This is a genomic window from Streptomyces sp. B1I3 (assembly GCF_030816615.1).
GTDB lineage: Bacteria > Actinomycetota > Actinomycetes > Streptomycetales > Streptomycetaceae > Streptomyces.
Map to the genome: position 1 here is coordinate 4422469 of NZ_JAUSYD010000001.1, position 25203 is coordinate 4447671.

At 69.1% G+C, this 25203-nt stretch carries 36 protein-coding genes; all 36 read right to left on the reverse strand.

The features are described from left to right. Positions 1-8: 8 nt before the first annotated feature. Entirely contained in the window at positions 9-272 is a 264-nt protein-coding gene (locus QFZ58_RS20280; RefSeq protein ID WP_307126316.1) for a holin, read from the reverse strand. A gap of 2 nt (positions 273-274) precedes the next feature. Then, positions 275-1189, reverse strand: a complete 915-nt coding sequence (locus tag QFZ58_RS20285; RefSeq protein WP_307126317.1) for a peptidoglycan recognition family protein — start codon at positions 1187-1189, stop codon at positions 275-277. 60 nt (positions 1190-1249) lie between these two features. Then, entirely contained in the window at positions 1250-1765 is a 516-nt protein-coding gene (locus QFZ58_RS20290) for a hypothetical protein (RefSeq protein WP_307126318.1), read from the reverse strand. Then, positions 1762-2226 carry a hypothetical protein gene (locus tag QFZ58_RS20295; RefSeq protein ID WP_307126319.1) on the reverse strand — a complete coding sequence of 155 codons (465 nt, stop codon included), beginning with the start codon at positions 2224-2226 and terminating at the stop codon, positions 1762-1764. Before QFZ58_RS20295 ends, QFZ58_RS20290 begins: the two co-directional genes overlap by 4 nt. Before the next feature lie 11 nt (positions 2227-2237). Next, positions 2238-4571, reverse strand: coding sequence for a hypothetical protein (locus tag QFZ58_RS20300; protein ID WP_307126320.1), 2334 nt, complete (start codon positions 4569-4571; stop codon positions 2238-2240). Between the two features lie 102 nt (positions 4572-4673). Next, positions 4674-7967, reverse strand: coding sequence for a hypothetical protein (locus tag QFZ58_RS20305; RefSeq protein ID WP_307126321.1), 3294 nt, complete (start codon positions 7965-7967; stop codon positions 4674-4676). 73 nt (positions 7968-8040) lie between these two features. Then, entirely contained in the window at positions 8041-8568 is a 528-nt protein-coding gene (locus QFZ58_RS20310; protein ID WP_307126322.1) for a hypothetical protein, read from the reverse strand. 8 nt (positions 8569-8576) lie between these two features. Next, complete coding sequence (locus QFZ58_RS20315; RefSeq protein ID WP_307126323.1) at positions 8577-9092, reverse strand: hypothetical protein; 516 nt, start codon at positions 9090-9092, stop codon at positions 8577-8579. Between the two features lie 12 nt (positions 9093-9104). Next, entirely contained in the window at positions 9105-10091 is a 987-nt protein-coding gene (locus tag QFZ58_RS20320; protein ID WP_307126324.1) for a phage tail tube protein, read from the reverse strand. Positions 10092-10094: 3 nt separating this feature from the next. Next, the gene (locus QFZ58_RS20325) at positions 10095-10319 is read right to left on the reverse strand and encodes a hypothetical protein (protein ID WP_307126325.1); all 225 of its coding nucleotides are present in this window, start codon (positions 10317-10319) and stop codon (positions 10095-10097) included. 26 nt (positions 10320-10345) lie between these two features. Then, positions 10346-10816 (reverse strand): hypothetical protein, encoded by a 471-nt coding sequence (locus QFZ58_RS20330; RefSeq protein ID WP_307126326.1) that lies wholly within the window; start codon positions 10814-10816, stop codon positions 10346-10348. Further along, positions 10816-11364 (reverse strand): hypothetical protein, encoded by a 549-nt coding sequence (locus tag QFZ58_RS20335; RefSeq protein WP_307126327.1) that lies wholly within the window; start codon positions 11362-11364, stop codon positions 10816-10818. Before QFZ58_RS20335 ends, QFZ58_RS20330 begins: the two co-directional genes overlap by 1 nt. 18 nt (positions 11365-11382) lie before the next feature. Continuing rightward, complete coding sequence (locus QFZ58_RS20340; RefSeq protein ID WP_307126328.1) at positions 11383-11649, reverse strand: hypothetical protein; 267 nt, start codon at positions 11647-11649, stop codon at positions 11383-11385. A gap of 55 nt (positions 11650-11704) precedes the next feature. Continuing rightward, on the reverse strand, positions 11705-13072 hold the full coding sequence (locus QFZ58_RS20345; RefSeq protein WP_307126329.1) for a phage major capsid protein: 1368 nt from the start codon (positions 13070-13072) through the stop codon (positions 11705-11707). A gap of 143 nt (positions 13073-13215) precedes the next feature. Next, positions 13216-13890 carry an HK97 family phage prohead protease gene (locus tag QFZ58_RS20350; RefSeq protein ID WP_307126330.1) on the reverse strand — a complete coding sequence of 225 codons (675 nt, stop codon included), beginning with the start codon at positions 13888-13890 and terminating at the stop codon, positions 13216-13218. 13 nt (positions 13891-13903) lie between these two features. Beyond that, entirely contained in the window at positions 13904-15058 is a 1155-nt protein-coding gene (locus QFZ58_RS20355) for a phage portal protein (RefSeq protein WP_307126331.1), read from the reverse strand. Then, positions 15055-15234 (reverse strand): hypothetical protein, encoded by a 180-nt coding sequence (locus QFZ58_RS20360; protein WP_307126332.1) that lies wholly within the window; start codon positions 15232-15234, stop codon positions 15055-15057. Before QFZ58_RS20360 ends, QFZ58_RS20355 begins: the two co-directional genes overlap by 4 nt. Before the next feature lie 10 nt (positions 15235-15244). Then, entirely contained in the window at positions 15245-16756 is a 1512-nt protein-coding gene (locus QFZ58_RS20365; RefSeq protein ID WP_307126333.1) for a terminase, read from the reverse strand. Beyond that, positions 16734-17000 (reverse strand): hypothetical protein, encoded by a 267-nt coding sequence (locus tag QFZ58_RS20370; RefSeq protein WP_307126334.1) that lies wholly within the window; start codon positions 16998-17000, stop codon positions 16734-16736. Before QFZ58_RS20370 ends, QFZ58_RS20365 begins: the two co-directional genes overlap by 23 nt. Positions 17001-17245: 245 nt before the next feature. Further along, the gene (locus tag QFZ58_RS20375; protein ID WP_307126335.1) at positions 17246-17596 is read right to left on the reverse strand and encodes a hypothetical protein; all 351 of its coding nucleotides are present in this window, start codon (positions 17594-17596) and stop codon (positions 17246-17248) included. A 90-nt stretch (positions 17597-17686) separates the two neighbouring features. After that, positions 17687-17962 (reverse strand): HNH endonuclease, encoded by a 276-nt coding sequence (locus QFZ58_RS20380; RefSeq protein WP_307126336.1) that lies wholly within the window; start codon positions 17960-17962, stop codon positions 17687-17689. A gap of 15 nt (positions 17963-17977) precedes the next feature. Further along, positions 17978-18562 carry a DUF4352 domain-containing protein gene (locus tag QFZ58_RS20385; protein ID WP_307126337.1) on the reverse strand — a complete coding sequence of 195 codons (585 nt, stop codon included), beginning with the start codon at positions 18560-18562 and terminating at the stop codon, positions 17978-17980. A gap of 166 nt (positions 18563-18728) precedes the next feature. Further along, entirely contained in the window at positions 18729-18902 is a 174-nt protein-coding gene (locus QFZ58_RS20390) for a hypothetical protein (protein WP_307126338.1), read from the reverse strand. Between the two features lie 252 nt (positions 18903-19154). Then, positions 19155-19334, reverse strand: coding sequence for a hypothetical protein (locus QFZ58_RS20395; protein WP_307126339.1), 180 nt, complete (start codon positions 19332-19334; stop codon positions 19155-19157). Positions 19335-19409: 75 nt separating this feature from the next. Continuing rightward, entirely contained in the window at positions 19410-20090 is a 681-nt protein-coding gene (locus QFZ58_RS20400) for a hypothetical protein (RefSeq protein ID WP_307126340.1), read from the reverse strand. A 7-nt stretch (positions 20091-20097) separates the two neighbouring features. Beyond that, positions 20098-20397 (reverse strand): hypothetical protein, encoded by a 300-nt coding sequence (locus QFZ58_RS20405; protein ID WP_307126341.1) that lies wholly within the window; start codon positions 20395-20397, stop codon positions 20098-20100. A gap of 11 nt (positions 20398-20408) precedes the next feature. Further along, complete coding sequence (locus tag QFZ58_RS20410; RefSeq protein WP_307126342.1) at positions 20409-20573, reverse strand: hypothetical protein; 165 nt, start codon at positions 20571-20573, stop codon at positions 20409-20411. Continuing rightward, positions 20570-21511 carry a DUF2637 domain-containing protein gene (locus tag QFZ58_RS20415; protein WP_307126343.1) on the reverse strand — a complete coding sequence of 314 codons (942 nt, stop codon included), beginning with the start codon at positions 21509-21511 and terminating at the stop codon, positions 20570-20572. Before QFZ58_RS20415 ends, QFZ58_RS20410 begins: the two co-directional genes overlap by 4 nt. Continuing rightward, entirely contained in the window at positions 21508-21873 is a 366-nt protein-coding gene (locus tag QFZ58_RS20420) for a hypothetical protein (protein WP_307126344.1), read from the reverse strand. The genes QFZ58_RS20415 and QFZ58_RS20420 overlap by 4 nt, the downstream gene beginning before the upstream one ends. Continuing rightward, a complete protein-coding gene (locus QFZ58_RS20425) occupies positions 21870-22130 on the reverse strand; it encodes a hypothetical protein (RefSeq protein ID WP_307126345.1) in 261 nt (86 codons plus the stop codon). Before QFZ58_RS20425 ends, QFZ58_RS20420 begins: the two co-directional genes overlap by 4 nt. Beyond that, positions 22127-22426 (reverse strand): hypothetical protein, encoded by a 300-nt coding sequence (locus QFZ58_RS20430; RefSeq protein ID WP_307126346.1) that lies wholly within the window; start codon positions 22424-22426, stop codon positions 22127-22129. The genes QFZ58_RS20425 and QFZ58_RS20430 overlap by 4 nt, the downstream gene beginning before the upstream one ends. 311 nt (positions 22427-22737) lie before the next feature. Continuing rightward, on the reverse strand, positions 22738-22962 hold the full coding sequence (locus QFZ58_RS20435; protein WP_307126347.1) for a hypothetical protein: 225 nt from the start codon (positions 22960-22962) through the stop codon (positions 22738-22740). A 40-nt stretch (positions 22963-23002) separates the two neighbouring features. Then, the gene (locus QFZ58_RS20440; protein ID WP_307126348.1) at positions 23003-23650 is read right to left on the reverse strand and encodes a hypothetical protein; all 648 of its coding nucleotides are present in this window, start codon (positions 23648-23650) and stop codon (positions 23003-23005) included. Then, the gene (locus tag QFZ58_RS20445; protein WP_307126349.1) at positions 23647-23889 is read right to left on the reverse strand and encodes a hypothetical protein; all 243 of its coding nucleotides are present in this window, start codon (positions 23887-23889) and stop codon (positions 23647-23649) included. The genes QFZ58_RS20440 and QFZ58_RS20445 overlap by 4 nt, the downstream gene beginning before the upstream one ends. Positions 23890-23933: 44 nt before the next feature. Further along, positions 23934-24425: a single-stranded DNA-binding protein gene (locus QFZ58_RS20450; protein WP_307126350.1), complete on the reverse strand. Its 492-nt coding sequence runs from the start codon at positions 24423-24425 to the stop codon at positions 23934-23936. A 108-nt stretch (positions 24426-24533) separates the two neighbouring features. Further along, positions 24534-25169 carry a hypothetical protein gene (locus tag QFZ58_RS20455; RefSeq protein ID WP_307126351.1) on the reverse strand — a complete coding sequence of 212 codons (636 nt, stop codon included), beginning with the start codon at positions 25167-25169 and terminating at the stop codon, positions 24534-24536. Positions 25170-25203: the final 34 nt, after the last annotated feature.

The window sequence follows — 25203 nt, forward strand, 5'->3', positions numbered from 1 at the left end:
AGTTCAGATCAGACGCCGCGCGCGAGGCTGGCCGAGTTCGTGACGTCCCGCCACCGGGCGACTAGGCCCTTCACGAGGGACACGGCAGCGGCGACGCCGGCGACACCGGCCGCCTGCCACATGCCGATATCGAACGGGGAGGTGAGGACGAGCCCGCCGACGAACGCCTGCAGGAACGTGGCGACGACGCGCTCGGCGAGGTCCCGGCCGTAGGTCTTCGCCGTCTTGAGGACGGTCTGCGTGCTCGGTCCGGGGAACGGGGTCTCGGGCATGGTCAGGCCTCCAGCTTCTTGGCGAGCGCGGTCAGGGTCTTGTCGATGTGGCGGACCCGGGTCACGAGGTCGGAGAACACCGACCGCCCGGACCAGTAGTGCCGGGGGTTCTTCTTGTCCGCGCTGTAGTCGGCGGCGTCGGCCGGCGCGTCGAACTTGTCGGCGGCCAGCAGCCGGTCGACCACGAGGTCAGCCAGCTTGGCCATCTGCGCTTCGGTCATGTCTTCGTTCTCCTTGGGCGGGGTCGGTGCGCTGGTTCCGGCGGTCCAGTTCGCGGGGTGGGCGAGGCGCTCGTCGACGAGGCGGCGTACGACCGGCGGGGATACGTCGACACCGCCGGTGCCGGTGCGGGGGTCGACCTTCCCGGGCTGCCACTCCTTGTGGCCGATGACGCTGCGGGCGGTCCAGCCCTGGCCGGGCCCGCCGTAGGCGCGCAGGATCGCTGCGGAGACGCGGACCATGGCGTCACGCTGGACGGGTGGCCACGGGTCTCTGCCGTCGCCGAGGTTGACGCACTCGAACCCGTAGAAGCGGGTGTTGCCGTCGGTGTTCGCCTCGTTCGGGGTGAGCAGCTTGTCCCGGTCGTAGGACTCGTCTTGCACCTGGCGCAGGACGTCGTCATCGCCCCGGCCTGCGTGGTTGGCCCGGCCGGCCGACACGAGGTACACGGTGCCGTCCTTGTCGATGACGCCGTGGCACAGCGGCCCGGGCAGTTGGCTGTGCCCGGTGTAGCAGAGCGCCACGGACCCGGACGTGCCGCTGGTCACGGTGTGGTGGAGCATCACGCCGTTGATCGGACCGAAGGAGCCGGTGGACGCGGGCCGCTCGTGGGTGCGCCAGCTCTTGTGCTCGACGACCGTGACGCCCTCGGCGCGCAGCGCGGCGAGCAGCCGGTCAGGGGACAGGGGTGCGGCCATCAGATCTCCAGACATGACGAAGCCCCGGGCCGGTCGGCGCGGGGCGGGTGTGGGTGCGGGTCAGGTCGCGGACTGGTACGTGCCGTAGAGGCGGACGGTGTCACCGGCGGCCAGGGTGTACGGGGCGTTGTGCGTCCAGGCGTCCCAGTCGCCGATGGTGACGGTGGACGGGAGCCAGATCGTGCCGGTCGCCTGTGTGGCGCTGCTGAGGGGGATGCGGCCCATCACGAAGTTGGGGGTGCCGCCGCGGCTGACGCTGATGTCGAGGACGCCGGGGCTGCCGTTCGAAACGGTTGCGGTCAGGACCGGCAGGCCCAGCGCTTGGTTGCCGGATCCCAGGGTGGTGGTGCTGCCAATGGTGAGCTGTGCGGTGAACGTCACCGTGCGCCCGACCTTGAGGTACCGGCCGACCAAGGTGCCGTTGCCCAGTACGGGTTGGGTGGTGGTCGCCTGCCAGGTCGGGGTGTACGAGGACCATGCCCCGAAGATGCTGTTGAGCTGATCGCGGATCTCTTGGTTCAGGATGGCTGCGGAGACGACCTCGCCCACGACCCAGGTCTTCGGTGCGAACGTCACGGCTGCGGCTCCTCAGGCTCGGTTCCCGGCTCGGGCTCGGGTGGCTGCACCGGATTCAGCGGGTCGTCGGGGTGCCACCACCACCTCCGCTCGAGGGCCAGCGCCTCAGCCTCCGCGGCAGCGATGTCCTCGGGCACGATGAGCGGCACCCACGCCTGCTTGCATTCCGCGCACCCGAAGCGGGGGTCCAGCACCGAGACGATCCACGCGGACTGGCAGGCGTCGCACTCCACCAGCCACCGCCCGTCATCGATCCGGGCGTAGAGCCCCGGGTGATCCGGCACCCAGCCGGTGGGCACGGGGACGCGGCGGCCCATCCGGTACTCGACCCACTTGTAGACGAGCTCCGCTCCCGGGACCTGGGACCAGTCCTGGGGGATCTGTCCGCGCCTGGGCGGCGGCGGCAGGTAGTACGTCTCGGCCTGCACGATCGCGGTGGCAGGCAGAGCGGTGGCGGCCATGGAATGTCCGATCAGTAGGCGAGCCGGGTGGTGGTGCCGAGCTGGGAGTAGACGGGGTCATCGAGGACCCAGACAGAGTCCTGGCTCGATTCGGAGGTGCGGAACTGAATCAGGTGGCTGTTCTCTTTGAGCGTCTCGGTGTAGCCCTCGACGGTGACGCGCAGCTCTGTGGCCGGCGCCTGCTCGGGCAGGTCGTACACGGTGAAGTACGAACTGATGTCCGCGTCCAAGAGGTCGGCATAGTTCGGCATGGTGTAGGCCTCGACGGGGACCTCGCGCAGTTCCGGGTCCGGGTCGGCGTACCGGGAGACGATCCAGTACGCGGCGTCCAGCGCGCTGTTGTCCGACGTCTTGAGGATGGTGAGCTGCTGCTCGTACCGGCCGTAGGCCAGGATCGACGCCGGCGCGGACACCTTCTGTGTCGCACCGCCAGGACGCGACGCCTCAACCGAGTTGACGAGTTTCTGGTCGTCGTCGGAGATCTGCACCCCCGGCTCCAAATCGGCATAGGCGATCGTGAAGACCTCGGCAGCCGAAGACGGGTTGTAGCGCAGGTCACGGGACTGGTAGGCCAGGCCGAAGTAGTCGCGCTCCGCGTACAGGCGCCCGGACTCGGTGGCCTCGACCTCCCGCAGCCGGGAGACGACGGTGCCGCCGGCTTCCCCCTGGCTGGCGACCGGGTCGTGCGTGGCGCCGAGGATGGTGACGCTGTCGACTCCGCCGTACCGGGCGAGGCGGGTGACCCGAAGGTCAGCTGTCTCGCCCTCGTAAGCGGTCATCCCTGCGGTGTAGTGGGTGGCGAGCTCGGCTCCGATCGGTGCGCTGGACGGCACGGTGTACAGCGCCAGGTGTCCGATCGATCCGTTCCACAGGCGGGTGTTCAGGTAGGCGCCCACGGTCAGCTGCCGCAGCTCCACCACGATGGTGACCGCAGTGCTGGTGCGCAGGACCCCGTCCACCCAGACCTGCTGCGTCACCTCGTCGTAGACGAAGTGGTGCCATGCCCCGTCTGCCAGGTTCCCGCTGGCCACGGTGGATACGACCAGCGGCCCATCGAACGCGGATTCCGCCTGCAGCGCGCCGCTTCCGTTCAGTGACCACACGAGTTGGCTGATGCCGATGGTGCTGGCCAGGCCGAAGATGACCCGGCCCGGGGTGGTGGTCTGGAACCAACACTCCAGCTGAATCCACCCCGCGCCGGACGCGGTCTGGAACGCCTGCCCCAGGTCTGAGGCGAGGTACTTCCCGGCCGAGGTGGACGCCGGGGTCAGCAGCGGTACCGGGTCGGTTGCGGCGGTGGGGCCCGGTGTGGTGCCGAGGTCGAGGGTTCCGCCGACGCCGGCCTGAATGATGGTGAGCGGGCTGGCGGAGGAGCCGGACAGGTCGCCCGCGGTGTCGCTGGTGGTCGGCTCGGTGAGCGGGAAGTAGGCGAGCGGACCTGTTGACGCGATCTCTTCGACCAGGCAGGAGCGCAGGGCGGGCTGCCGGTTGAGCCGCTTGAACAGGTCCGTCGCGCTGATGGTGACCTTGGAGTGCAGGCCTTCCCACTCGATGGGCCACTCGTTGACCGTGCCCCAGAGGCGGGGGTAGATCTGGGCGCCGAGGTAGTCCCACTCCGCGTAGTCGCCGGTGCCGCCGGTGCGGTTGTTGGTGAACGACACAACGAGTGACTGCGATACGGCCCACGCCGGGGTGGCCAGAGTGCGGCGCACCGTCCAGTCCCATCCGTCGCCCGACGTCTCCCAGTAGACGGTGCCCGCCGTCTCCCGGATCCGCAGCCACAGGTGATCGATGGCCGAGTACGGGAGGTCGACCGACGCCCCGTCGGCAAAGCCGACCATCGAGACGCACTTCAGGACGCGGGCCACAACGTCCAGTCGAAATCCGATGCGTGTCCCGTCGGCCGCGCCGTTCAGAGTGAAGTACGCCTCTGCGGCCGACGACCCGAGCGGGCTCGGCGCGGTGGAGAGGCGAGCGCAGATGGACGCCCCGGGCAGGGTCCACGACCGGGCCGACTGGACCCCTGCCGATCCCCCCGCCGCCAGGGGGATTCGGGCCCGGCCGCCGGTCACAACCGACCCGCCGTACACATTCGCCCACAGTCCCGACTGGACCGGCCCGTCAAAGAGGTCACCCATCATCGACACCGGCCACGGGGCTGCCCCCGTCCGGGTCGGCATGACTGCCGCACTGACCCGGATTGGGGCGTTGCGCCGCACGTAGGGGAAGTACGGCGAGTTCGGATTCCCCGGGGTGAGCGCCCCGTCCTGGTTGTCCAGGGTCATGGTCGCCGTACCCGGCTGCGCCTCCGACAGCTCGTCCGACGCACCCCGGGTGATCGTCACCCCCTGCCCCTGGTCGACGCGGGTTGTGATGTCTGTCCACGTGATCGACCAAGGGGCTTGGACCAGCCCGCCCCATCCCGCCTCTACCAGAACCGGCACTGACTACCTCCCGGGAGCGAGGGACACCGTGGCGCCCTGGTTGCGGCCCAGCTTGACCAGCATCTTGTGGACCTCGCGGGCCGCAGCGTTTGTGTCCATGGCCTCGATGTGGAAATGGTTCTCGATCACCGTCTGCCGTCCCCCGCCGGCCACGACTACAGCGGGCCGGCCAACGGCGGGGCGTGCGGTCACCATCCGGCCGGTGACCTTGGTCATTGCCCGGTCGAGGAACGGAATCTGCTTCATCGCGCCCAGGCCCAGACCTTGGGTGAAGTAGCCGCCTGACTTGGCGGCCACGGTGGAGGGGGACTTGATGCCGAGCGCCTTGCGGATGGCTTTGTCCATGCCGCGTGCGATCTTCAGCATCTGGGCCTCGATCGCCTTCTGCTGCGACGCCAGCCCGGTCAGGAACCCCTTGCCGGCGTTGGCTCCGGAGTCGTACATGACGTCGGCCCCGGTCTTGCCGAGCTTGTCCGTCTCCGCGTTGATCGAGTACTGCAGCGAGTTGATCTGCTTCAGCGCGGCATTCGACGCCCCGGCCAGCGACGACGCGTAAGCGAACCCCTGCTCAGGTCCCATGTTCAGGATCTGCTTCAGCATGCTCTTGGCCAGGCCGCGCTTGCCGAGCGTCTGGATGTAGCTACCGAACTGCTTGAACTTGGCAAGCTTCTGGGACAGGCCCGACTGGATGGACCCGGCGGTGACCTGCCCCTCCTCGATGCCGAGGCTGCCCAGCGACGCGTCCTCACGCGCCCCAGCCGTCCAGGTCGCGGCGTTCTGCCGTGCACCGGCGATCTTCCCCGCGAGGATGTCCCGCTTCGCCGCCAGGCCCTGAAGCTTTTTCGTGTCCCGGTTGACCATGGCGACCAGGCGCGAGTCCTTCGTTGTCTTGACCCCGGACCAGGCCGCCCAGATGTCCTTGGCCAGATCCTTCGCCGTCTCGGCGATCTTCGCCTTGGACCCGGTCAGGCCGAGGATCATCCCCTTCCCGACGTCGCCCATCAGGGCGCGCATCTTCTTCGACGGGGACGCGATCTCCAACTCCGCCCGCACACCGGCCGTCACCGCGGCTGCCATGCCCCGGGCCGCACCGTCCACCCCGGCGGCTGACGCGCGCAGCCCCGCCTGTAGACCGCGGCCTGCCTCGGCCCCGGCGCCGGCCATGTCGCCGCCCGCACCGTTCACGACGCCGGCCATGCCGAGGCGGCCTTCGTTGATCGCGGCCAGGAAGCTGGCCCCGTACCGGGCGACGCTCTTCGCCTTGATGACGAACTCGCCGTTACTGACCCGGGCCAGGATGCTGTCCGACGTCCCCGTGCCGGGGCCGCGAACGACGCCGCCACCGGGGTAGCCGACGAGACCGCCGTCCGCGTACTTCAGCTGCGCTCCGTAGGACCCGGACTTCCGGGCGGCACTGCTGTCCCCGACCACGACGTACCTGGTCGTCACTGTGATGACCCGGTTCTGCAGCGTCATCAGGTCACGCTTCGCCGCGGCGACCTTGTTCTGGAGGTCGGCGATGTTCGCCCGTACTGCGGCCCGCTTCTCCGGCGGCACCGTCTTCAGCTTCGCCTTCGCCGTTTCGATCTGCGCGTTCCAGCTGTTGATGTCCATCTTGAGCTTGCCGGCCTGCAGCTTCGGCAGGGCGTTGGCGGCGAACGAGCGTGCCGATGCCTCGGCCGCACCCAGCCCGGAGATGAACGAGGACTGGAAGTCCCCGAAGGAGTCGTCGGCCGCCTTCAGCATGTCGCCGATGCCGGGGATCCATCCGAACGCTGACGCTGCCGCGTGCAGGACACCGCCGAGCGCGACCACCATTCCGCTGGTGACAACACGGAAGATGCCGATGATGCCCGGCAGGTGCTCGATCGCCGCGCCCGCCATGCTGATGAACGCGCCGCCCATGATCCGGGCGACTTCCTGAATGGTGCCCTTGTTCGCCTGGATCGAGTCGGACAGCCGTTGCAGAGGGCCGCGGGCCTTGTCGATCTCGGCGAAGCTGGGCAGGAACGTGCCGAAGATCGCGGAGCCGACGTCGCGGATCACCGGGGCGAAGATGGCGAAGATGTCGTGTACCGCTTTGATCCCGAAGCCCAGATCCTTGAAAACGGGCGACAGGCCCTTCATGATCTGGCCGAGGGTGTCGAACGCTGCGGCGGCCTGGTCGCCTGCCAGGCGGAACATCTCACCGAACAGCGGGCCCATGGCGCGGGCCGTCTCCCCTGCGAACCGGCCGAGGGCAGGCAGCACCTTATTGATCATGGCGAAGAGGCCGTCGAGGAACTTGGCGCTACCGCCGATCCCGACCTCAAGCCCCTTGAACATGCCGACCAGGCCGCCGCCGCCCTTGCCGAGCAGCCCGGACAGCCCGGTCGAGAATGCGTCGAGGGTGGGCTTCGACTTCGCACCGAAGTCCAGCAGGCCACGAAGCAGGGACCCGAACCCACCGGACAGCTCCCGGACGAACGACATGCCCAGGTCGAGGTTGGTCTTCAGGTCCGACTGGAACCCGCCCGACTTGAACAGCCGACCGGCGCCGGCCGCCGCCTCACCGAACCCCTGGCCCAGCTGCACCATGCCCTTGCCGAGGATGTCCACGACGGGGCGGGCATCCTTCAGCGCCCGCGTGAACCCGGGCAGCATGACTTTCTGGATGTCCTTGCCGAGGCCGCCGAACTCCTTCTTCAGCGACACCAGTTCCTTGGTGAAGCTCCGGGACTCGGGGCTCATCTCCTTCAGAGCTTCCTGATACTTCTCCTGGTCCTTGCCCGCGGCTTCGAGCGCGTCGCCGACCCCGGCGAACCCCAGACCCAGGGTGCCCGCGGCCAGGCCCGCCCCGGCCATCATCGGCACCAGGGCGCCCAGTGCGGGCAGCAGCGACGCACCGATCACTACGGCGACACCGCCGAGCACTGGCCCGAGTGCGCCGCCGGCCGCGCTGGCCTCGCCCGTCGCGGCAGCCGCCCCCCGCATCGGCCCGTTCAGGTTGCTGATGTCGCCCTGAAGCCGCCGGGCCCCATCGCCTGCTGCGGCGAACCGGCCGTTCAGGTCGCGCAGCCGGCCGTTCGCGTCCGCCGTGAACCCGCGTACTGCTGTGGTGTTGGTCCGCATGGACGCGTTGATCCGCGCCGCGTTGTGGTCCGCCGCACCCGTGAGCCGGTTGAACGCAGCAGACGTGTTGGTGGTCGCCGCAGAGAACCGGCGGTGCAGCCGGTTGGCGTTGTCGCCCACCCGATCCAGGACACGGGACAGGCCGTCGCGGCCGTCGAGAAGGAAGGACAGACGGCGATCAGCCATCACTCACCCCCGGACTGTTGGGCCTGCTGGTGGGCGTCCATCCAGGCGATGAGCGAGTAGAAGTCGTCGACCGTCAGCTGGTCGACGTCGGCAGGTCCGAGGTGGAGGAGGTGAGCAAAGAGTCCGAGGTACTGCTCTCGGAGCTCTGGGACGTCAGGCTCTCGGGAGCCGGCTCTTTTGGGGCGGCACCGGAGGCCAGGGCCGCAGCCTCAGCGGCGTGCTCCTTGACCAGCGCCTCCGCGCGGGCAGGGTCCGCCGCGTTGCGGACGAGGATCCGCAGGAACAGCTGACGCTCCTCGTCGGGCGCCTCGACCTTGAACGCCTCGGTGACGAAGTCGGTGATCTCCCGGTCGTCCCACTTCGAGGCGATCTCGTCGACACTCGGGTCGAAGTCCGGGAACCGCAGCTGCGGGTCCTGCCGCTTGTGCATGACCCACGCAATGGCGCGCATCGCCTCCGGGTCGTCCTCGCGCAGGGCTTCCTTCACCTCGGGCCACTTCATGCCGAGGGCGCGGCCTACGGCTGCGGCTTCCGAGGAGAGGATCTTGCGCGCGTCGTACCGCTCGACGTTGCCGCCCGCAGGCGTGTACTCAATGATCACGATGGGTCCTATTCGAGTTGGCGGCGCACGTCGTCCAGAACGCGTGCAACCTCGGCCTGCATACGGGGGGTGTGGTTGCGAACGACCTTGTCCCACCACATCGACGGGGTGTACTGGTTCGCCCAGCGGCTGCGGTTGTTGAACACGGGATGCCTCAGCCGGCCGTTGTTCATCTGCTGGACCGCGCCGACGCTGATGTCCGGTGGCAGCAGCCCCTTGTCGAGGAACACCCGGGCGCCCGGTCTGCTGCTGGCGCGGACGCTGATGCGGATGGCTGCGGCGATCGACGCACGGAACGGCCTGGTGGTCGGGGACGGGCCGCCGCGTGATCCTGTGCGGCGGCCCTGCGACCGCATCGGCAGAGTGCGCACCGTGTTCTGCAAGTCCCGGTGCAGGGGTTCAGCGGCCCGCCTGATGCGCCGGGACATGTTCCGCTGGATCGGAGCCCCAGACGCCGCGCGCAGGCGCCTGGACAGTTCCAGCAGCTGGCCGGTACCGAGGATTTGTACGGACGACACAGCCATGGCGGGCTCCGATCAGAGCGTGATGTCGGTGGACATGTACTCGATCTGCGTGGGGTTCGTCCCGTCGTACAGGCCGGTGAAAGCGAGCGTCGGCTTGATGACGTCGAAGCCCTCGACGGTCGGGGGCGCGTCGTCGAACCGGATCGCCGGGACCTTGATCGTGAACCGCTCGAAGTGCGTGGCCGCGATCAGGGGGCCAGTGAAGTCCCACACCAGGGCGGTCGCAGCGTCCGAGGTGTGCAGGTCGTCGAGGATCGTGTCGACGTAGTCCATCTCGATGCTGCCGCTGATCTTCACCTGGTCGTTCGCGATCGGCTCGGCCTTCAGCCCGGACGCCCCGGCGTAGAAACGCTCGACGGCCTGGGGGCGCTCGATCTTGATGCTGACCTTGCGGACCCCGCTGCGCGCCACCTCAGACGCATACACGCCCGTCTTGAGGCTCATCTGCCCGAAGTGGAATGGAGCCATCGACGGGTAGCTTGCCGACGCAAGGACGCTGGTCTCTTCGACGTCCTTGCTGTCGATCTCGAAACTGGCGGTCAGCATGCCGCCGACCTCGCACGAGAACTCGGCGCTGATCACCTTGCAGCCCAGGAAGTTCTTGCGCGTGACCGTCCCCGTCGTGAGGGGCACACCCTTCTGGATGGTGAGGCTCTTGCCCACCGTGTCCGCGAGGATGTGGGTCTGCAGGTACGCCGACGTGGCCGCCTGCTGTGCCGGGGTCACCGTCGTACCCATGAGCGACTGCAACAGCACGCCCATCGCCTTGTTGGTGACCTCCATCTCCAGCGACCCAGCCGCCTGCCGCTGCGTCACCACACGGCGTGACGACAGGGCGACCAGCCGCCCCGCAGCGATACCCGCAGACTGGGCGGTCGTCTTCTTGAGAGCGAGGCTCTCCTTCGTGAACTCGATGAATTTCGTCGGGGCCACATAGGTCCCGTACACCGACTCGGCCGCGATACCGACCTGCGCGCCGAGCCCGGATCCGATCGCCATGGGTCAGCCCTCCTTCGAGGTGGCGGCAGGCTTCACCGCGGTGGACAGCTTCTTCGGGGCGGGCTCGGCGGCCTTGGGCTCCTCGACCGCCTCCCACGTTGCGGTCTGGCAGGCGTAGCCCTCGTACCGCTCGTCGGGTACCTCGACCAGCTCGTCAGGCTGGACCTCGCGGTTGCCGAGTTCCGGCACGGTGACCGGCTCGGCGCCGATGTAGCGCACTCGCGCCATGGCGTATCTCCTCAGGTGGTGGGTGTTCAGATGCGGGCGCGAAAGTGCACGGTGAAAGACAGGCCGGCCATCGATCCGTTGTCGCTCTGGACCTGGTCCAGGGACCCGGCGGTGATGTCTGACCACTGGACAGCGCCGTTCAGGTTCATGGCGTTGGGGTCCTGGTCTGTGGAACGCAGGGCCGTTTCCACGAGAGCGAAGAGGGCGAAGACCTGCAGGCGCCGTTCGCGCATGTCCGTGTTGCCGGCGCGGGTCTCGATGTAGCAGGCGATCGTGGCGTCTTCGTCGCGGGTGCGTCCGCCGGCGGACGCGAATGATTGCTGCATCTCTGCCGACTGGTCGGATGCAGGGGACCAGCCGATGTACAGCCGGTCCTGCTCGGTGAAGTTGGTGGTCGGCGTCGGCCCGTCGAAGATCCGCACCGCGTACAGTTCGGCGTCTTCCCGCAGGATTTCCAGCAGAGCGTCGATGGCGGCCGGTACCGCTGACGTCGCCATCACGCGATCCCGAGCGGGGTGTACCCGAGCAGTTGCAGCACCCGGTTCGGAACCGCGTACCCAAGGCCGGGGACCGGCTGGGTTACCAGGTAGTCGTCCGCGCTGCTCTGCCCGCGGGCCGCCCCGAACTTCGTCCGCCACAGATGCTGAATCAGTAGCAGCGCCGCCAGCTGGATGGTGGGCGGAACCAAGGCCCCGCGCCCTGCCGTGTACGTGACACGCCAGGGGCCGCCGTAGAACAGGCCGCCATCCAGGCGTGTCACCACGCCTGCTTCACCGTCCACGTCGAGCTCGGCGACCTCGACGGTGGAACCGTTCGTGAGGACGGGCGTGATCGACGTCAGCTCCACCACGGGCATCTTCGTGAGCGCCAGCCGGCTACCCCGGGCGTTGACCTTCTCGGTGAACGTCTGGTTCACGACAGGCCCGATCAGCCTCTCAATGGTCTCGGTGGCGGCGTCGATGTAGAGATCGATCTCAACGGCGTTGTCAGTACTCTGGTCGTCGAGCTGGCCTCTCACCTGCTCCAGGGTTACGAGCCGTGCCACGGCGCCGCCTCCCTTCGCTCAGGCCGTTTCGCGCGGCTGGGGCACCGCACGCTCGAACGGGGCGCCGAGCCGTCTCAGCTCGGCCTCGACATCAGCGGCACGGTCCTTTCGGCTGTACCGGGTGTAGCCCTCCCGCTCGCGCTGCAGGGCGTCGACGTAGACGGCCTCGACGGCCGTGCGCTCCTGCGGCTCCCCGGCGGGCCGGTCCGCCTTCGCGGGGGGCGCGGGCTCCGGGGTGGGCTGTTCGTCCGCCACGGGGGGCGGTGTGCTCTTGCGCGCAGCCACGGCTGCTCCTTCCACGGGAAGGCCGCCGGGCGTACTGCCCGGCGGCCGAGGGGGATCAGAACGTGGGGGTGATGAGGCCCGTACCGGAGATGACAGAGATGGACTTCGGGTACCTCTCGGAGTGGATCGCCGCGTAGTTGAAGAACCGCAGCAGCACGGACAGCTGGTCGGCCTTCGTCTCGCGGAAGACCTCAGCCCGCGGGGAGCCCTCGAAGAGGATCACGTCGTCGCCGCGCAGGATGATGACGCGGTCCTCGTTGGTGCCCGCACCCAGGTTCGTGGGGATGTTCGGGTCGACGTAGACCGGCAAGCCCTGCATCGTCCCGACGAACCCTTCGGACGCGTTCTCGCCCATGGCGGCCAGCGCGTTCTGCGGCATGTTCGCCACCGGCACGACGAGCGGGCGCCCCTGGGAGTCGACCTGCGCGGTGAGCCAGGCCCACCGGCGCGGGTGCATCAGCATCGTGTCGGCCGGCATGAACCGGTTGGTGTGCACCTGCTGGATGCCGTCAGCGACCTTGGGGTACAGCTCGGCCACGGTCGGCGTGGCGTCGGTGTACGTGATGGCGTTGAGGCCGGACACGTTGAGCAGGCCCCGCTTGTTCGCCACGTTGTTGTTCAGGACGAACGTGTCGAGCTTGACCGCATAGTCGGCGGCCAGGTCGGCGAGCAGGATGCTGTCGACGTTGATGGGCGACTGGTCGAGCAGCTGCTGCGGCACGACCTGCTGGCCGGCGATCGTGGCCACCGACGCGGTCACGCTGCCCAGCGTGGCGTCAGTGTTCTGCACCGCGGTGTTCTGCGTGGACTGCTCGGCGACCGCCGTACCGGTGGAGACCTTGGGCAGGCTGATGGAGTCGGTGCCCGCCGGCAGCGGCTGGTGGCGCACACGGTCGGCGGCGACCCGGCCCGCACGGGCCAGGGCCACGTAGTCGTTGACCATCCACAGCGGAGGCACGAACTCGCCCATCGACCCGTCGGTCGTGGTGACCGCACGCTGCTCCATGACCTCACGGTCGTTGCGCTGCAGCCGCTCGGCAGCCTGCCGGTCACCCTTCTCCGTCGCCCGGTACAGGTCCCGGAAGTACGAGGCCTGACCGCCCTTGCGGTACGTCTCCGGCTCCAATGTGACCGTCACGCGCTCGCGGCGCTCACCGGTCTGCCGGTGCTCGACGGCGACCTGAGCGGCGCGCTGCTCCCGCTTCTCGTCCTCCTCCAGGTCCTTGATCTTGGCGGACAGTTCCTCGATCTCCGCGTCCTTGGCCTTGACCGCTTCGCGCTTCTCCGTGAACTGCTTGGCCTCGTCGGCGTTCGGGTTGCGGTTCTCCGCCGTGGGCGCGGTGAGGACGGAATCCAGTTCGGTCTTCAGCGCGGCCCGGGCTTCGAGCGGGGACGTCATCTGCTTACGCAGGTAGGCGAGCATGGCTCGTCCCTTCAGGTTGATGGTTGTGGGTCGCGCCTGCGGGTTCCGTTCGGGTGGTGGCCCAGGTGGTGGCGTTCCTGCGGGCATGCCGAGGAGCGCTCCGGCGTGGACTCCGGCGCGTCAGGTGATGCAGGCGGGTGTAGCTACAGGCCGAGGGCTTCGGCCTGCATGCGGTACAGGTCCAGCGGGTGGGAGTCCGCCGCGGGGGCGGGCTCCAGGCGCCGCTGCAGGCGCTCGTACAGCGCCCGTGCGTCCGCCTCGTCGAGGCGGTCGAAGTCGGCGGAGCGCAGGGCGCCCACCGAAGTTGCGGGGTTCGCACCGAAGTTCACGACGGACACGTCGCCGCGGTGCAAGTCGACCTCGATGATGTCGCGCTGGTCGTAGTCCGGGGACCACAGCTGCCGGGTCACCCGGAACGCGAACGACATCTCGTCCACGCTGCCGTCCTCAAGGGCGGCGAGCATGTCTCCGACGTCGTGGCGCTTGGTGGAGACGTCAGCTTCCATGTGCAGGCCGGTGGAGTCCTCCGACAGGCGCAGGCTCCCGGCCTTCGTGTACGCCATCGCCAGGCCCCCATGGTTCAGCAGCAGCTGCACCTGGGGGTTCTCGCCCAGCGTCTTACCGAACGCCCCGGCGCGGACGACCTCGTGGTACATCCCGAGCCAGTCCCACATCTCGAAGGGCTCCTCGGTCACCGAGGCGTAGCCCTCCACGGTCGACACCGCGGCGGCGCCGGCCTTCGCGCGTACCTCCAGCTGGACCGGGAACGCGCGCCGCACGACCCCGGACGTGTTCGCCCGATCGCTCTTGACGCTCATCGCGCCCCCTCCACTAGTCATCGATCTTGACCTTCGGTGCGTTGCCCTCGTTCGGCTTGTCGCCCCACTCCACCGGCGTCTGGTCCTCCAGGTCACGGACCTCGTTGACGACCGTCCACTTGTTCTGCAGAGCGATGGCGTGCGCCCGGGTGCGGGTCAGCAGATCCGTACGGGACAGGGCCGCACGGTTGAACTTCGCGTACTGGCCGTCCGGCAGCAGGCTGGTGAACATGGCCTCGCCGCGCACCAGCCACTTGTCGACCGCGTAGGTCAGCAGGTCCAGGGAGCGCTGCTCGACGTTGGCGTAGGTCATCGACCCGCCGGTGTCGTAGCCGAGGATCTCCGCCATGCCGGGCCCGTAGATGCGTGCGCACTCCGCAGCCGTGTAGCGCTGCGTCTCCAGGAACTGCGATTCGTTCGCGGACACCTGAATCTGCTGGTACTTCCAGCCGGCGCCGAGAACAGCAACGTCACGCGACCCGGACAGTGAGGCCAGGAACCGTTCCTTCGCCGTCTTCGCGGTCGTCGGGTCGAGCTTCTGATCGTTGGTGAGCATCCCCGACGGGTGCGCCCCGTCCTGGAACCACTGGGACCCGAACCGCTGGGCGGCGATGCCCAGGCCGATCGTGCCCGCGTGATACTCCACCGGGGACAGGCCGAGCAGGCAGCCCGGTGCGGGGTACGCCCGCCGGTGCCACATGTCCTCGGCGTCGACTGTCTTCCCACCGGCCCGCCACTGGGGCAGGCCTGTCTTCTCGTCGCGCCACCCCTGGACCTCGTCCGGGTGATACAGCACGACCTGCGTCGGGATGCCGAGACGGTCGCGGTCCACGGTCTTGCCGTATCCGTTGCCGCGCAGCAGCAGCGACATCATGTACTGGTACAGCCAGTCGCTCACCCCGTACCCGTCGCCGGCCGGGTCGACCAGCACCTTGGGCTTCGGCATCTCCCTGCGCGCCTTGCCTGTGCCCGCGTACACGTCGATGGGGAGCGTCGACACCAGAGACGCGATGAGGTCGGTAGCCGACCACACGGCGACCTTCTGCAGGCTCGCCTCGGCCCGGGACAGGTTGATCCTGGCGAACGTCCCACCGCCCATAGAGGGGCGCGGGATCTCCGGCTCGGCGAACGGGGCGCGGCTCTCACGCCGCCCGAAGAACAGACTCATCGTGCGCCCCGCCAATCCGCCGCCAGGCAGAACAGCCCAGCCAGGCAGACGCCTGCGGGTTCGTACACCATCCAGCCGGCCGTCGAGACGAGCCCGGCTCCGGCCACGCTCGGAAGCTGCCTGACAATCCAGCCTGCCGCCCCGGCCAGGGCGACCACAGCCTTCGCCCTGGTCATGTGGCCCCTTTCAGAAGATGTTGTCCAGCGGATCGACGTCCTCGTCAACCTCGGCGCCCAGGCCCCACTTGGCCAAGGTCACCCCGACCAGCGGGCTGATATCCACGCCTACGCTCCTGCGGGCCCACGCCCACGCGTCACCCAGCGGACGCTTCTGCGCGCCCGCCAGCGCCGTCGCCAGGGGCGCCGGGTCGTGATGGGACAACGACTGGTCGGCGACCGCGTCGTAGAACTGGCCGCACCCCTGCGCGATCTCCCGCATCTTCGGGCGCACGACCTCGATGCCCAACGCTTCCTCAAGGGCGGGGATGAGCGACCCGGCCGGCCCGCCTTCATCGACGACCCAGCACCGCGGCTTCCACCGCTCGTGCAGCTCCTTGGCCCGCTCCACCACCCAGCCCGTACCAGGCCGGTGGTCGGGGACCTCGACGTGCGTGCCACCCCGCCACGGGCCAGCCACACAGATCGCCGCATGCGACCGCTCCGGCGTCATGTCGATGGCGAAGGACACCACCCCGGGGATCGGCTCCCCTGAGTCGTCCAGCGCCTCGGGGCGGGCCTCAGCAGCAGCCAGGGCCCGCCACGCTTCCTCGTCGATGACCTGCCACGTGTCGGCCTCGTCCGACGGATAGACGCCGACACCATGCCGCTCACGCGCAAAGGTCTCCGCGCCGAGGGACGCCCGCTCGTTGCGAACGAACTCATGACTGATCAGGTGCCCCAGCGAGGGGTTGGCCCGAGCCGAAGAGCGCGGGTCGTCGGCTTCGTCATGCTCGTCGCAGGACGGGCCACACTCATCACGATGCGGATCGATCGACCACTCGAAGTACGCCAGCGACCCGTCAGGCTTCTTCAGTTCGACCGCGGCCTCCGCCCGACGGCGCAAGCGGCCAAGCTGCACGGACGGTGAGCCGATGCCCGCGCTGCCCAGGTACCAGATCTGCGGGTTGGGGATAGCGGACATGGTCGGCATAAGGGCGCCCATGGCGTCGTCGCCGAGGATCATGCACTCGTCCATGATGTTCACGTCGCCCGTGAACCCTCGCCCACTGCCGCCAGAGCGGGCCAGGAACTGCAGAACCTGCCCGGTCACCAGGGTGATCGACGTCTCGTTCGTGTTGTTCCGGACCCGCAGCACACGTTTGCGCAGGTCAGGGCACCCGTAGATCAAGGCCTCGATTCGCTGGAACGCGACCTTGCTGGTCTTGAACTCGTGCGCCGAGTGCAGGATCAGCTGCTCGTCCAGGAGGAAGAGACCTGCCAGCTCGCGCGCTTCGATGATCGCGCCCTTGCCGTTCTGCCGCGGGACGTTCACCGCGACCTCGAATGCGGCCCACGATCCATCCTCGCGCTCGCGCAGGCCGACGTCCAGGACGTGCTTCTGCCAGGGGAACAGCTCCAGCCCGGCCATCGCCGCCAGCTCGACCGCCTCCTGGCCGGACGACGACAGGTAGGCAGGCGGCGCGGTGTGCAACCTGGGGCGCTGAATGCCGACCGGTTCAAGCTCCACGACGACGGGCACGTCGTTCCTCCCGCTTCTTCGACAGCTTGATCACTCCGTCGTCCTCCGACGCGACCGGGGCGAGCTTGCGCAGGTCGGCCATCACAGTGCGTAGCTCGCGCGCGGCATTGGCCTGGGCAGTCGCGTTGCCCGGATCGTCGACCGACTCGGCAAGGGTGATGGCCAGTTGTGCCAGGCCAGGCGAACGATCTATGATGCGGAGCAGTTCGAGCTCGGCAGTGATCGCGTCCGCAACGGCGCCCATGATCACCCCCCGTCACTGGCAGTCACATCACTCAGAGTGACGCCACTAATTGGGTCAGCCTTGAAGCTCCGGTCATTAGCGATCGATAGGCCCCGTGTAAAAAAGCGGGCGACAAGGGCTTTGTGGTCGCCCGCCCCTCAGCTCAAAGAACGGCCGTTCGGGTCGGATCGATCATGGTGGGCAGGCGCCGGAGGGCACCCCGGGAGGGCATCACGCTGGCTCAGCTCACCCGCCGTGACGTGGGGTTACCACTCCCAGGAGGCCTGGGGCATGGAGCTCGTCGGGCGTGATCGGTTGGCCTTGTACCACTTGGTGGCCACGGCCTTCATGCCCGGTTGTCGCATGGCTTCGATGCGCTTCATGATGACGGCCCGGCCTGGGTCGACGGTGATGACGGTGGCATCGAGGCGCTTGTACTCGGCTCGCTGTTTGGCCGAGGGCAGGGTCTGGATCAGGTAGACGTCGACCTTGTCGAGGTGCTGGCAGGCCTCGCGGATCGCGGCGAAGCGGGCGCGGTGCACGACCTTGAGCAGCGTGTCGCTGTGGTCGTGGTGGTCTGCGCCGGGGCCGGCCATGGCCAGGGCCATGAGGTCCATGTCGATGACGATGTCCTTGGCCTTGGCGTGGGACTGGATGTACGACGACTTGCCTGCGCCGGGGGGGGCCGGTGATGACGTAGAGCACGGTCACCACTTCCAAGAGGTCCGTGCGGGCGCCCGGCGCTCGGTGCGGTTGCCTCGGGCGCTGTTGCACCGCCGGTGCGCCGAACGGGCGTTGGCGGGGTCGAGGAGGCTGCCGCCGCGGCTGAGGGGGACGAGGTGGTCGAGGGTGAAGCTGAGCGGGTGGCGGGCGTCCAGCTGGTAGCCGATGGGCCGGCCGCAGAGCCAGCAGGGGTAGCCGTGGGCCTTCACCATGGCGACCAGGCGGCGATAGGGGCGCCCGTTGCGCGGGTTACCGGCCACGGGCGCCACCTCCTGCTACTTGGCGGGCACGGTCCATTCGAGCGGCTCGGTAAGGCTCTGCGGGGCGTACACGATCCGCTCGGGGCGCTTGCCGCTCTGTACGGGGTACGGGATCTTGCCGCGCACGCAGTCGCCGGCCTTCACGGATACGTCGTCCGTGGGGAACTCAGGCTTGGGCAGGTCACCGCCGTTGAGGCCAGTGACCTCCATGCGCGTGCCGTCCTCGTAGGCAAGGGACCAGGGGAACTGGCTGACACTGAAGGACTGGCCCTTGACGCTGCAGACCTTGATTTCGGCAGTGGCCCAGGCGTCGCCGCCGAGCTCGGCTGTGGGCGGCTGTGGCCCCTTCACCGGCTGGGTGTAGGCGATGACGGTGGCGGTGAACGCGACGTCGTTGGCGGTGTCGTCCACGTCTGCGGTCTCGCCGATGGCGAACGTGGTCTGCTGTGTGGGTGTGGGCGTGGGTGCGGCGCTGGTGGCCGCGGGTTCCGGTGTGGCGTCGCTCTTGGTCACCTTGGCGTCGTCGTCATTGCTGCCGCAGCTGGTAAGCGTGAGCAGGAGGGCCGCTCCGGTGGCGGCGAGGGTGAGTTTGGTGCGCATGGTCCCCCCAGGACGTTGCGTGATGAGGGGGACATCATCGGGCACTGGGTGGCGTGTTGGGGCGGATATGGCGAAGGCCCCGTCCGTGTGGGCGGGGCCTGGGGTTGTCGGCGGTGGGTGGGCACGCCGAACGCCCCTTGAGTGTTACACCGGGTGATCGCGTGCGTCAAGCGGCGTTGACAGTCGTGGCGGTGAGCTCGTTCAGGTCGACGAGGGTGCGGCCGGCGCGGTCGTGGCCGTGGTGGGTGAGCGTGCCGCGATGGAGTCGGACGCGGAGGGTGCCGGGCTTGATGCCGGTGGCGGCTGAGGCGGCGTACAGGTCGACGAGGAGCGGGGCCATGGGCCCATTGTGACGTGGGGAAGCCCCGGTCGTCGTGGTGACGGCCGGGGCTTCGGGTGTAGCTACAGCGGTCACTACTTCGACTTGGCGGCCTTCTCGGCGTCGCGGGCGGCCTGGCTCTTCTCGTTCTTCTTGGCGAGGTCGCCGATGCTGATGTTCTTGAGTGCCATGATCGTGGTCCTGTCTCGTGGTTGGGGATGGGTCCGGGGCCGGCCGTTCGCCTGGCAGTGATGCGGCCGGTCTCGGGGCTCGTCAGCTGCGGGTGAGGATGAGGACGATGTCGTCGGGCTTGAAGCCCTTGCCGCCGCAGTGGCCGATGACCATGGCTTCGGCTTCTCGGACGCTTTCGGCCTGGACGTTGCCGGCCCCTTCGGCTGCTTCGCCGTTCGGGGTGGTGCCGGTGGCGGTCCAGCGGTAGTTGGTCAGTGCCATGAGGTCCTCCTGTGTCGGTGCCGGACTGTCCGGCTCCCCTCGCCGCCCCTCTCACGCGGGCGGGTCGGGCAGGCGTCAGGCGCGGTCTACGGGCTGCTCTACAGCCCCTTCCGCTGGCTCTACGGCCCCCTTTCCGTCCGGCTGACCTGCGTCTATACCTCCGGAAGGGGTGTCTACGGGTGCGGGGGAGAGGAGGGCCTGGATGTCGGTGGCCTTGATGCCGCTGCGGCCGGTCTCGGTGGCGCTGATGCGCACGGTCTTGTGGATGGTGATGCCGCACTGGGTGAGGACCGCGCGGACCCGGGCGTCGTCCAGGTGGGCAGCGGCGGGGCGCGTCTGGAAGGCGTCGTACACCTCTCGGACGAAGACGGCGGGCCGGTCGCCGATGAGGTGCTGCACGCCGAGGAGGACCCTGCGCTTCAGCTCGTCCTCGGTCGGGGGAACGGGGCGGCCGGCGCGCCAGGCGCTGATGGCGTAGGCGCCGGCCGCGACGGCGAGGAGGCGGGGCTCCTCGTTCGCGGTGCGCCAGGCGGCCAGGGCGCCGAAGCCGAGCCCGGTGGCGCGGGCGGTGACGGTCTTCCCGCGGGTCGGGTGATCGGCGGCGACGGCCCAGGCCCGGAGGCGGGCCCACTGGGTGAGGTGCCCGCGGCTGAGGCGCCTGGGGTGGATGCGCTGGGCTGCCCACCGGGGCCGCCCGGTCCCGAACTCGGGGACGGGCGGCAGCTCGAGGGTGTCGGCCTCCGAGTCGATGGCCATCGGGTGGTCAGGCGTTGCCGGCGAAGGTGGCGATCATCGTGGCGAAGGTGCCGAATAGCTGGGCGACCATTCCGCCGACCTGCGTGCCGCTGAGCGACAGGCCGAGGCCGAGGCAAACGAAGCCGGGGGCGAGGTGGAGCTTCTTGGTCTTGTCGCCGTGCTTGAACATCCACCAGGCGATCCCGCTGAGCACGATGATCAGGAGGACGCTGATGGGGACGGAGCCGCTGGGCCCGCCAGCCGCTGCGGGTGCGGCGATGGTGTGCTGGCTGGCGGTGTCGATGGCGGCGATGAGCGACGTCTTCATGGGTCTGTCCCTTAGTACGAGAGGCCGACGATGGCGGCGGTGAGAAGGAGCGCGGCGAGGAGCGCACGGGAGAGCAGGCGGTGCGCACGGGATTCGCGCGGGAGCAGGCGCAGGAGGGCGGCACCGCCGAGGGCGGCGAAGAGGCCGTAGAACCCGAGGCCGTGATACGTGATCATGACCGCCGCCTGTCGACTACTGCGCGGCGGAGTTCGGTGGCGTCGCGGCGGGAGAGGCCGTATTCCTCCTGGAGCCGTGCGGTGGTCACCGGGCGGTTCGTCTCCCTGACCACCTGCCGGTTCAGCGCCCGCGCCTGTTTCCGCAGTTCGGCGGGGGTGACGGTCACCGGGACGGTGACCACGTTCCGGGGGTCGGCGGAGGGCACTGCGGTGGTTACCAGTGAGGCGGGAAGCTGGTCGCCGAGCGCCGCCCCGGCGGGCCAGGCGAGCGGCTTCCCCCCGGTCTCGATGGCGGGCCGGGTGACCACCTTGGCGGGTTCCGGGGTGACGCGGTCGATGGTCACCGTGGTGGTCACCTCGGTGGCGACGAGCGGCAGTGTCCGGACCCCGGCGGGTACCACCTCGGTCGAGGTGGGTGACCGCTTCTGCGGCCGGGCGATGACCGGGAGGGTGTGCACGCCCGCGGGAACGACCGGGGGCCGGCGGGGCGGGGTCCAGGTCACGGGGATGGTCATGGTGACCGGGGCGGGTTCGGGTCGGCTGGCCAGTGCGGTGTGGACCTGTCGCATCAGCGCACCGAACGCGATGAGCGCGGCCGTGGGCGGGACCGCGGCGACGACGTACTCCAGCGGTTCGGCGTTGATGCCGACGCCGGCCACGTTCAGGGCGATGGAGCCGAATGACCCGGTGGCTGCCAAGGCGATGGCCCAGCCGTCGATGCGGCCGCGGAGCGAGGCCCGGAGCATGAGCAGCTCCCCGGCGACGATGAACAAGTCCACGGTTGCGGGCCAGGCCCAGGCGCGGGCGCCGTTCAGGCCGTTTCCGTCGGCGACGTCATGCAGGTGCTCGTAGGAGAGCCAGAACGCGGCAGCCGTCAGGAGCACGGTGACGGCGGTGGCCCCGGCTGCGAGGCCCTGCGACGGGGTGGGGAGCTTCACTGGCCCTCCTCGGTGTGGAGGACGGCGAGCTGGAGTGCGAGTTCGCGCAGGGTGGTGGAGTAGCCGACGAGCGAGTTCGCCAGGGTTTCCAGCTCGACCGGGTCGAGGGAGACTCCGTTGCCGCCGAGCTCGACGTAGATCTTGATGCTGCGGTCGGCGTGTACGGCGAAGGGGTCCTGGACGAGCATGGCCGTGCCGAGCTCGGCCCCCTCATAGACGAGGGGGAAGGCTGTGCCGGTGTGCCCGGTGTCGCTGCGGTACTGCGGCCGTGCGCCGTCGTGACCAGTGCACCAGGCGGGCTCGGGGATGGTGATGTCGCCGTGGTCGAGGGTGGGCACCGTGACGGTGCGTCCGGCGCTCATCGGCTGGCCTCCGGCTTCTCGTAAGCGCGGTAGGCGATCGGGTACTCGGCGATCTTGCGGCGCAGGTAGGCGGCGTTCCACCCGTAGGCGTCCGGCTCTTCGGCCAGCGCAGCGCGGGCGACGATGACGGCGAGACCGGCCCGCCGGTCCAGGAGGTCCCGGTAGGCGTCCGCATCGCCGACGGTGTCCGGGTGCGGAAGGTCGATCGCCTCGACGACAGCTTCGAGGAGGGCGCGGAGCTCTTCGAGGGCGCTCATACCGTCCTCGCAGCCTGGAGGACGCGGAGCGCGTAGGCGTCGGCGGTCTCCCGGTCGTGGATGGGCGGGAGGGCGGCCTCGGCGCGCTCGGTGGCCTGCGTGGCAAGGTCGACCGGGATGCCGTCGCTGAGGACGTAGGCGGCGGTGCCGAGCAGCGACTTGAGGGTATCGGGGGTGAGGTGCTGGAACGGGTCCTCGGACTGCAGGGCGCTGGCCACGGCGGTGAGGATCTGTCCCGCAAGGGAGGGCGTGGCGAGGAGCTGCTGCAGCTCAAGGCCGAAGGCGTCGATGCTCATCGGGCACCGCCGGTGGGGCGGATGCTGCCGGTCGTGCCGTCCGCGGTGCGGATGGTGCTGACCGTGCGGGTGCCTGCACGGGTGAGGATGCCGACAGCGATCAGGTGCCGGGGGCTGGGGGGCGAAGAGGGGCATGCCCTCTGTTCCATGGCGTACGCCATGGGAATAGGGTGATTGTGGCTCATGAGGAGGGTCCGTCTCTCTCGTGGGCAAGTGCCGGGGCGCTGATACGCCTCGGTGCGTCAGGGGTCGGGCGACGCGGCCGCTCCCGGGTGTTCCACCACCTGGGGAGCTGTCGTCCGGCCCCGCTTCTATGTGGTTGTGGGGCCCTTCGGCCCGTTCTTCTTGATCGCCTTGTCGATCGCCTGCCAGCTCTTCCCTAGGTCCCGGGCTACGTCAGCCACGGTGCCAAGTTCGGCTACGCCGTCGAGCAAGGCGAGCGCTCGTCTTTTGGCGGACTCGGATACGAGGCGTTGGAGCTGTTCCACCAGCTCGTCCTCCGCGCGGACCCGGTCCCGCCAGGGGATGGCGTTCACGAGACCGACTCTATCCAACCCAGGGTTAGGTGCGCAAGCTCTACGCAGCATTTCCGGCCCGCGCGTCCTCATCGATCCACGCCTTCAACTGCGCCCAGGTATACGGCGGGTACCGCGTGTCACACCACTCGCAGCGCACAGCCTTCTCACCCGGCAGCAGCCGCAGCACGGCACCGCACAACGTGCCGGACGGGTCAATCGCCGGACACTGCCCGATCCGGGTTCCGCGGACCGCCTGCTTGTCCGGGTCGAGAATGCTCCGCGCGTTGTTCGCGAGCTCCCGGATCTCCTCGGCGAACGCGCCGGCCAACGGCCAGCTGATCGCGATCCACGGCAGCTGGTTCCGCAGCCCGGCCACCGCGGCAGCCAGCCGGGGCTCAACGGCGCCGACCGGAACGACCGGGGCCATGCCGCGCTCCTCCCGGACCAGACCCAGCCAGTCCTCGACGATGCCCACCATGCCGCCCGGGCCCCGGAGATCGAGGACGCTCTCGGAGACGGGCAGCGGGGCATGCACGGGCTTCGAACCGCGGCCCTGACCACCGGTGCTGCTCGGCGCGAGGAACGCCTGCAGTCCGTCGTACAGCGTCGGCAGGGACTCCAGCCGGACCAGGGTCGCCTTCGTGCAGCCGGGGCACAGCTGCCCGCCGGCCGCATCGTGCGTCTCACACAGCAGGCAAGCATTCACGGCGCTTCGGTCCTCTCGGTGCTGAGAGGCAGCGTGTACCGGAAGGTTGTGCCGCACTGGGTGCGAGCGAGCGTGCGCGCGGCCCGCTCAGCCTTCGCACGGGCCTGCGGCTCAGCACGGGCGAAGCCCGACTTCAGACCGACTCCGGCCATGTACACCTGCCACCACCAGGCACCGAAGAGCAGGTTCCCCAACCGGCTGGTGTGGTCGTGGTTGATCGTGATGCGAGCGTTTTGCATGAGCGGGCTCTCCTCTGCGGATGAGTGGTGACTGTGGCTGCAGATCAGAAGGGGGGCTCGTCCGAGTAGCTGGGCGCGGCGGCCGGAGCTGCCGACTGACCGCTGCCCCATCCGCCGGCCTGCTGCGGAGGTTGGGCCGCGGCCGGGGCTCCCGCGCCCTGCCCGCCACCAGCCGGGTTCTTCGTGACCTTCGCCGAGGCGCGGGCCAGGCTGACGCCGACCTCGTGGGCGTCGATCTCGTACACGGTGCGCTTCACCTGGTCGCGGTCCTCGTAGGACCGCTGCTTGAGCTGGCCCTGGACGATGACGCGCATGCCGCGGGTCATCGTCTCGGCTGCGTTCTCGGCGGCCTGCCGCCACACGGAGCAGGTGAGGAAGAGGCCTTCGCCGTCCTTCCACTCGTTGGTCTGCCGGTCGAAGACACGGGGGGTGGAGGCGATGCGGAACTTGGCAACGGCGGCGCCGGCCGGGGTAAAGCGCAGCTCGGGGTCGTCAACCAGGTTGCCGACGATGGTGATCACTGTCTCGCCTGCCATGGCGGGCTCCTTCAGGGCGAGGTGTTCCATCTGAAACACCTGGGAGGCTGGGTAGGTGGCCGGGCCCTAGACCCGCGGGCCCGGCCTAGTGATGCGGTGGGGCTGCGGTCAGCGGCCGATAAAGAGCTGCGGCAGCTTGTTGAGCTCCAACCACGACCGCTTGTAGGGCCCGGTCGGCAGCAGGGGAGCAATCTCGGCCGAGGGTCGGAGCTCGCCGCCGAAGTGCGCGCTGAACTCCGCGCGCAGGCCGGCGATCTGGTCTTCGTACAGGCCGCCGCTTCCCTGCCAGGCATTCAGAAATCGAGGTGTGGCGCTGCCGGTGAAGCTGACGCCCCAGAGGTTGAAGCGGGTGATGATCTCGGCCCGCCCCTTGCCTCGGCTCACTCGGAGACCAACCTCGTCACTCGCCTGCACCCCCTCGGCAATAAGCGCCATGGCGTACTCGCTGGCCAGCAATCCCCGGAGATTGGCGTGCTCGGGGGCGGGCACATGTGCGCGGTGCAGCTGGTCCCCTGCCTGCCAGACCACATGCAGGTGCTTGGGTGCGTCGTCACAGCGGTCGGGGTGATAGTTCACGAGGCCCCACGGGTCCCCGTGGACGCTTCCCGCGGCGTCGATGACGGGCCACTCGGCAAGCTGACGAAAGATCCCCTGCGTCATCTGCTTGGTGTCGACGGTGAGGGTGCGGATCTGCACGGTGCGCTTCGTGATGTTCGTGTTCTCGGGGGTGGGCTGGTCGGTCATCGAATCTCCTTGGTGAGTAGGTGGACTGTCAGGG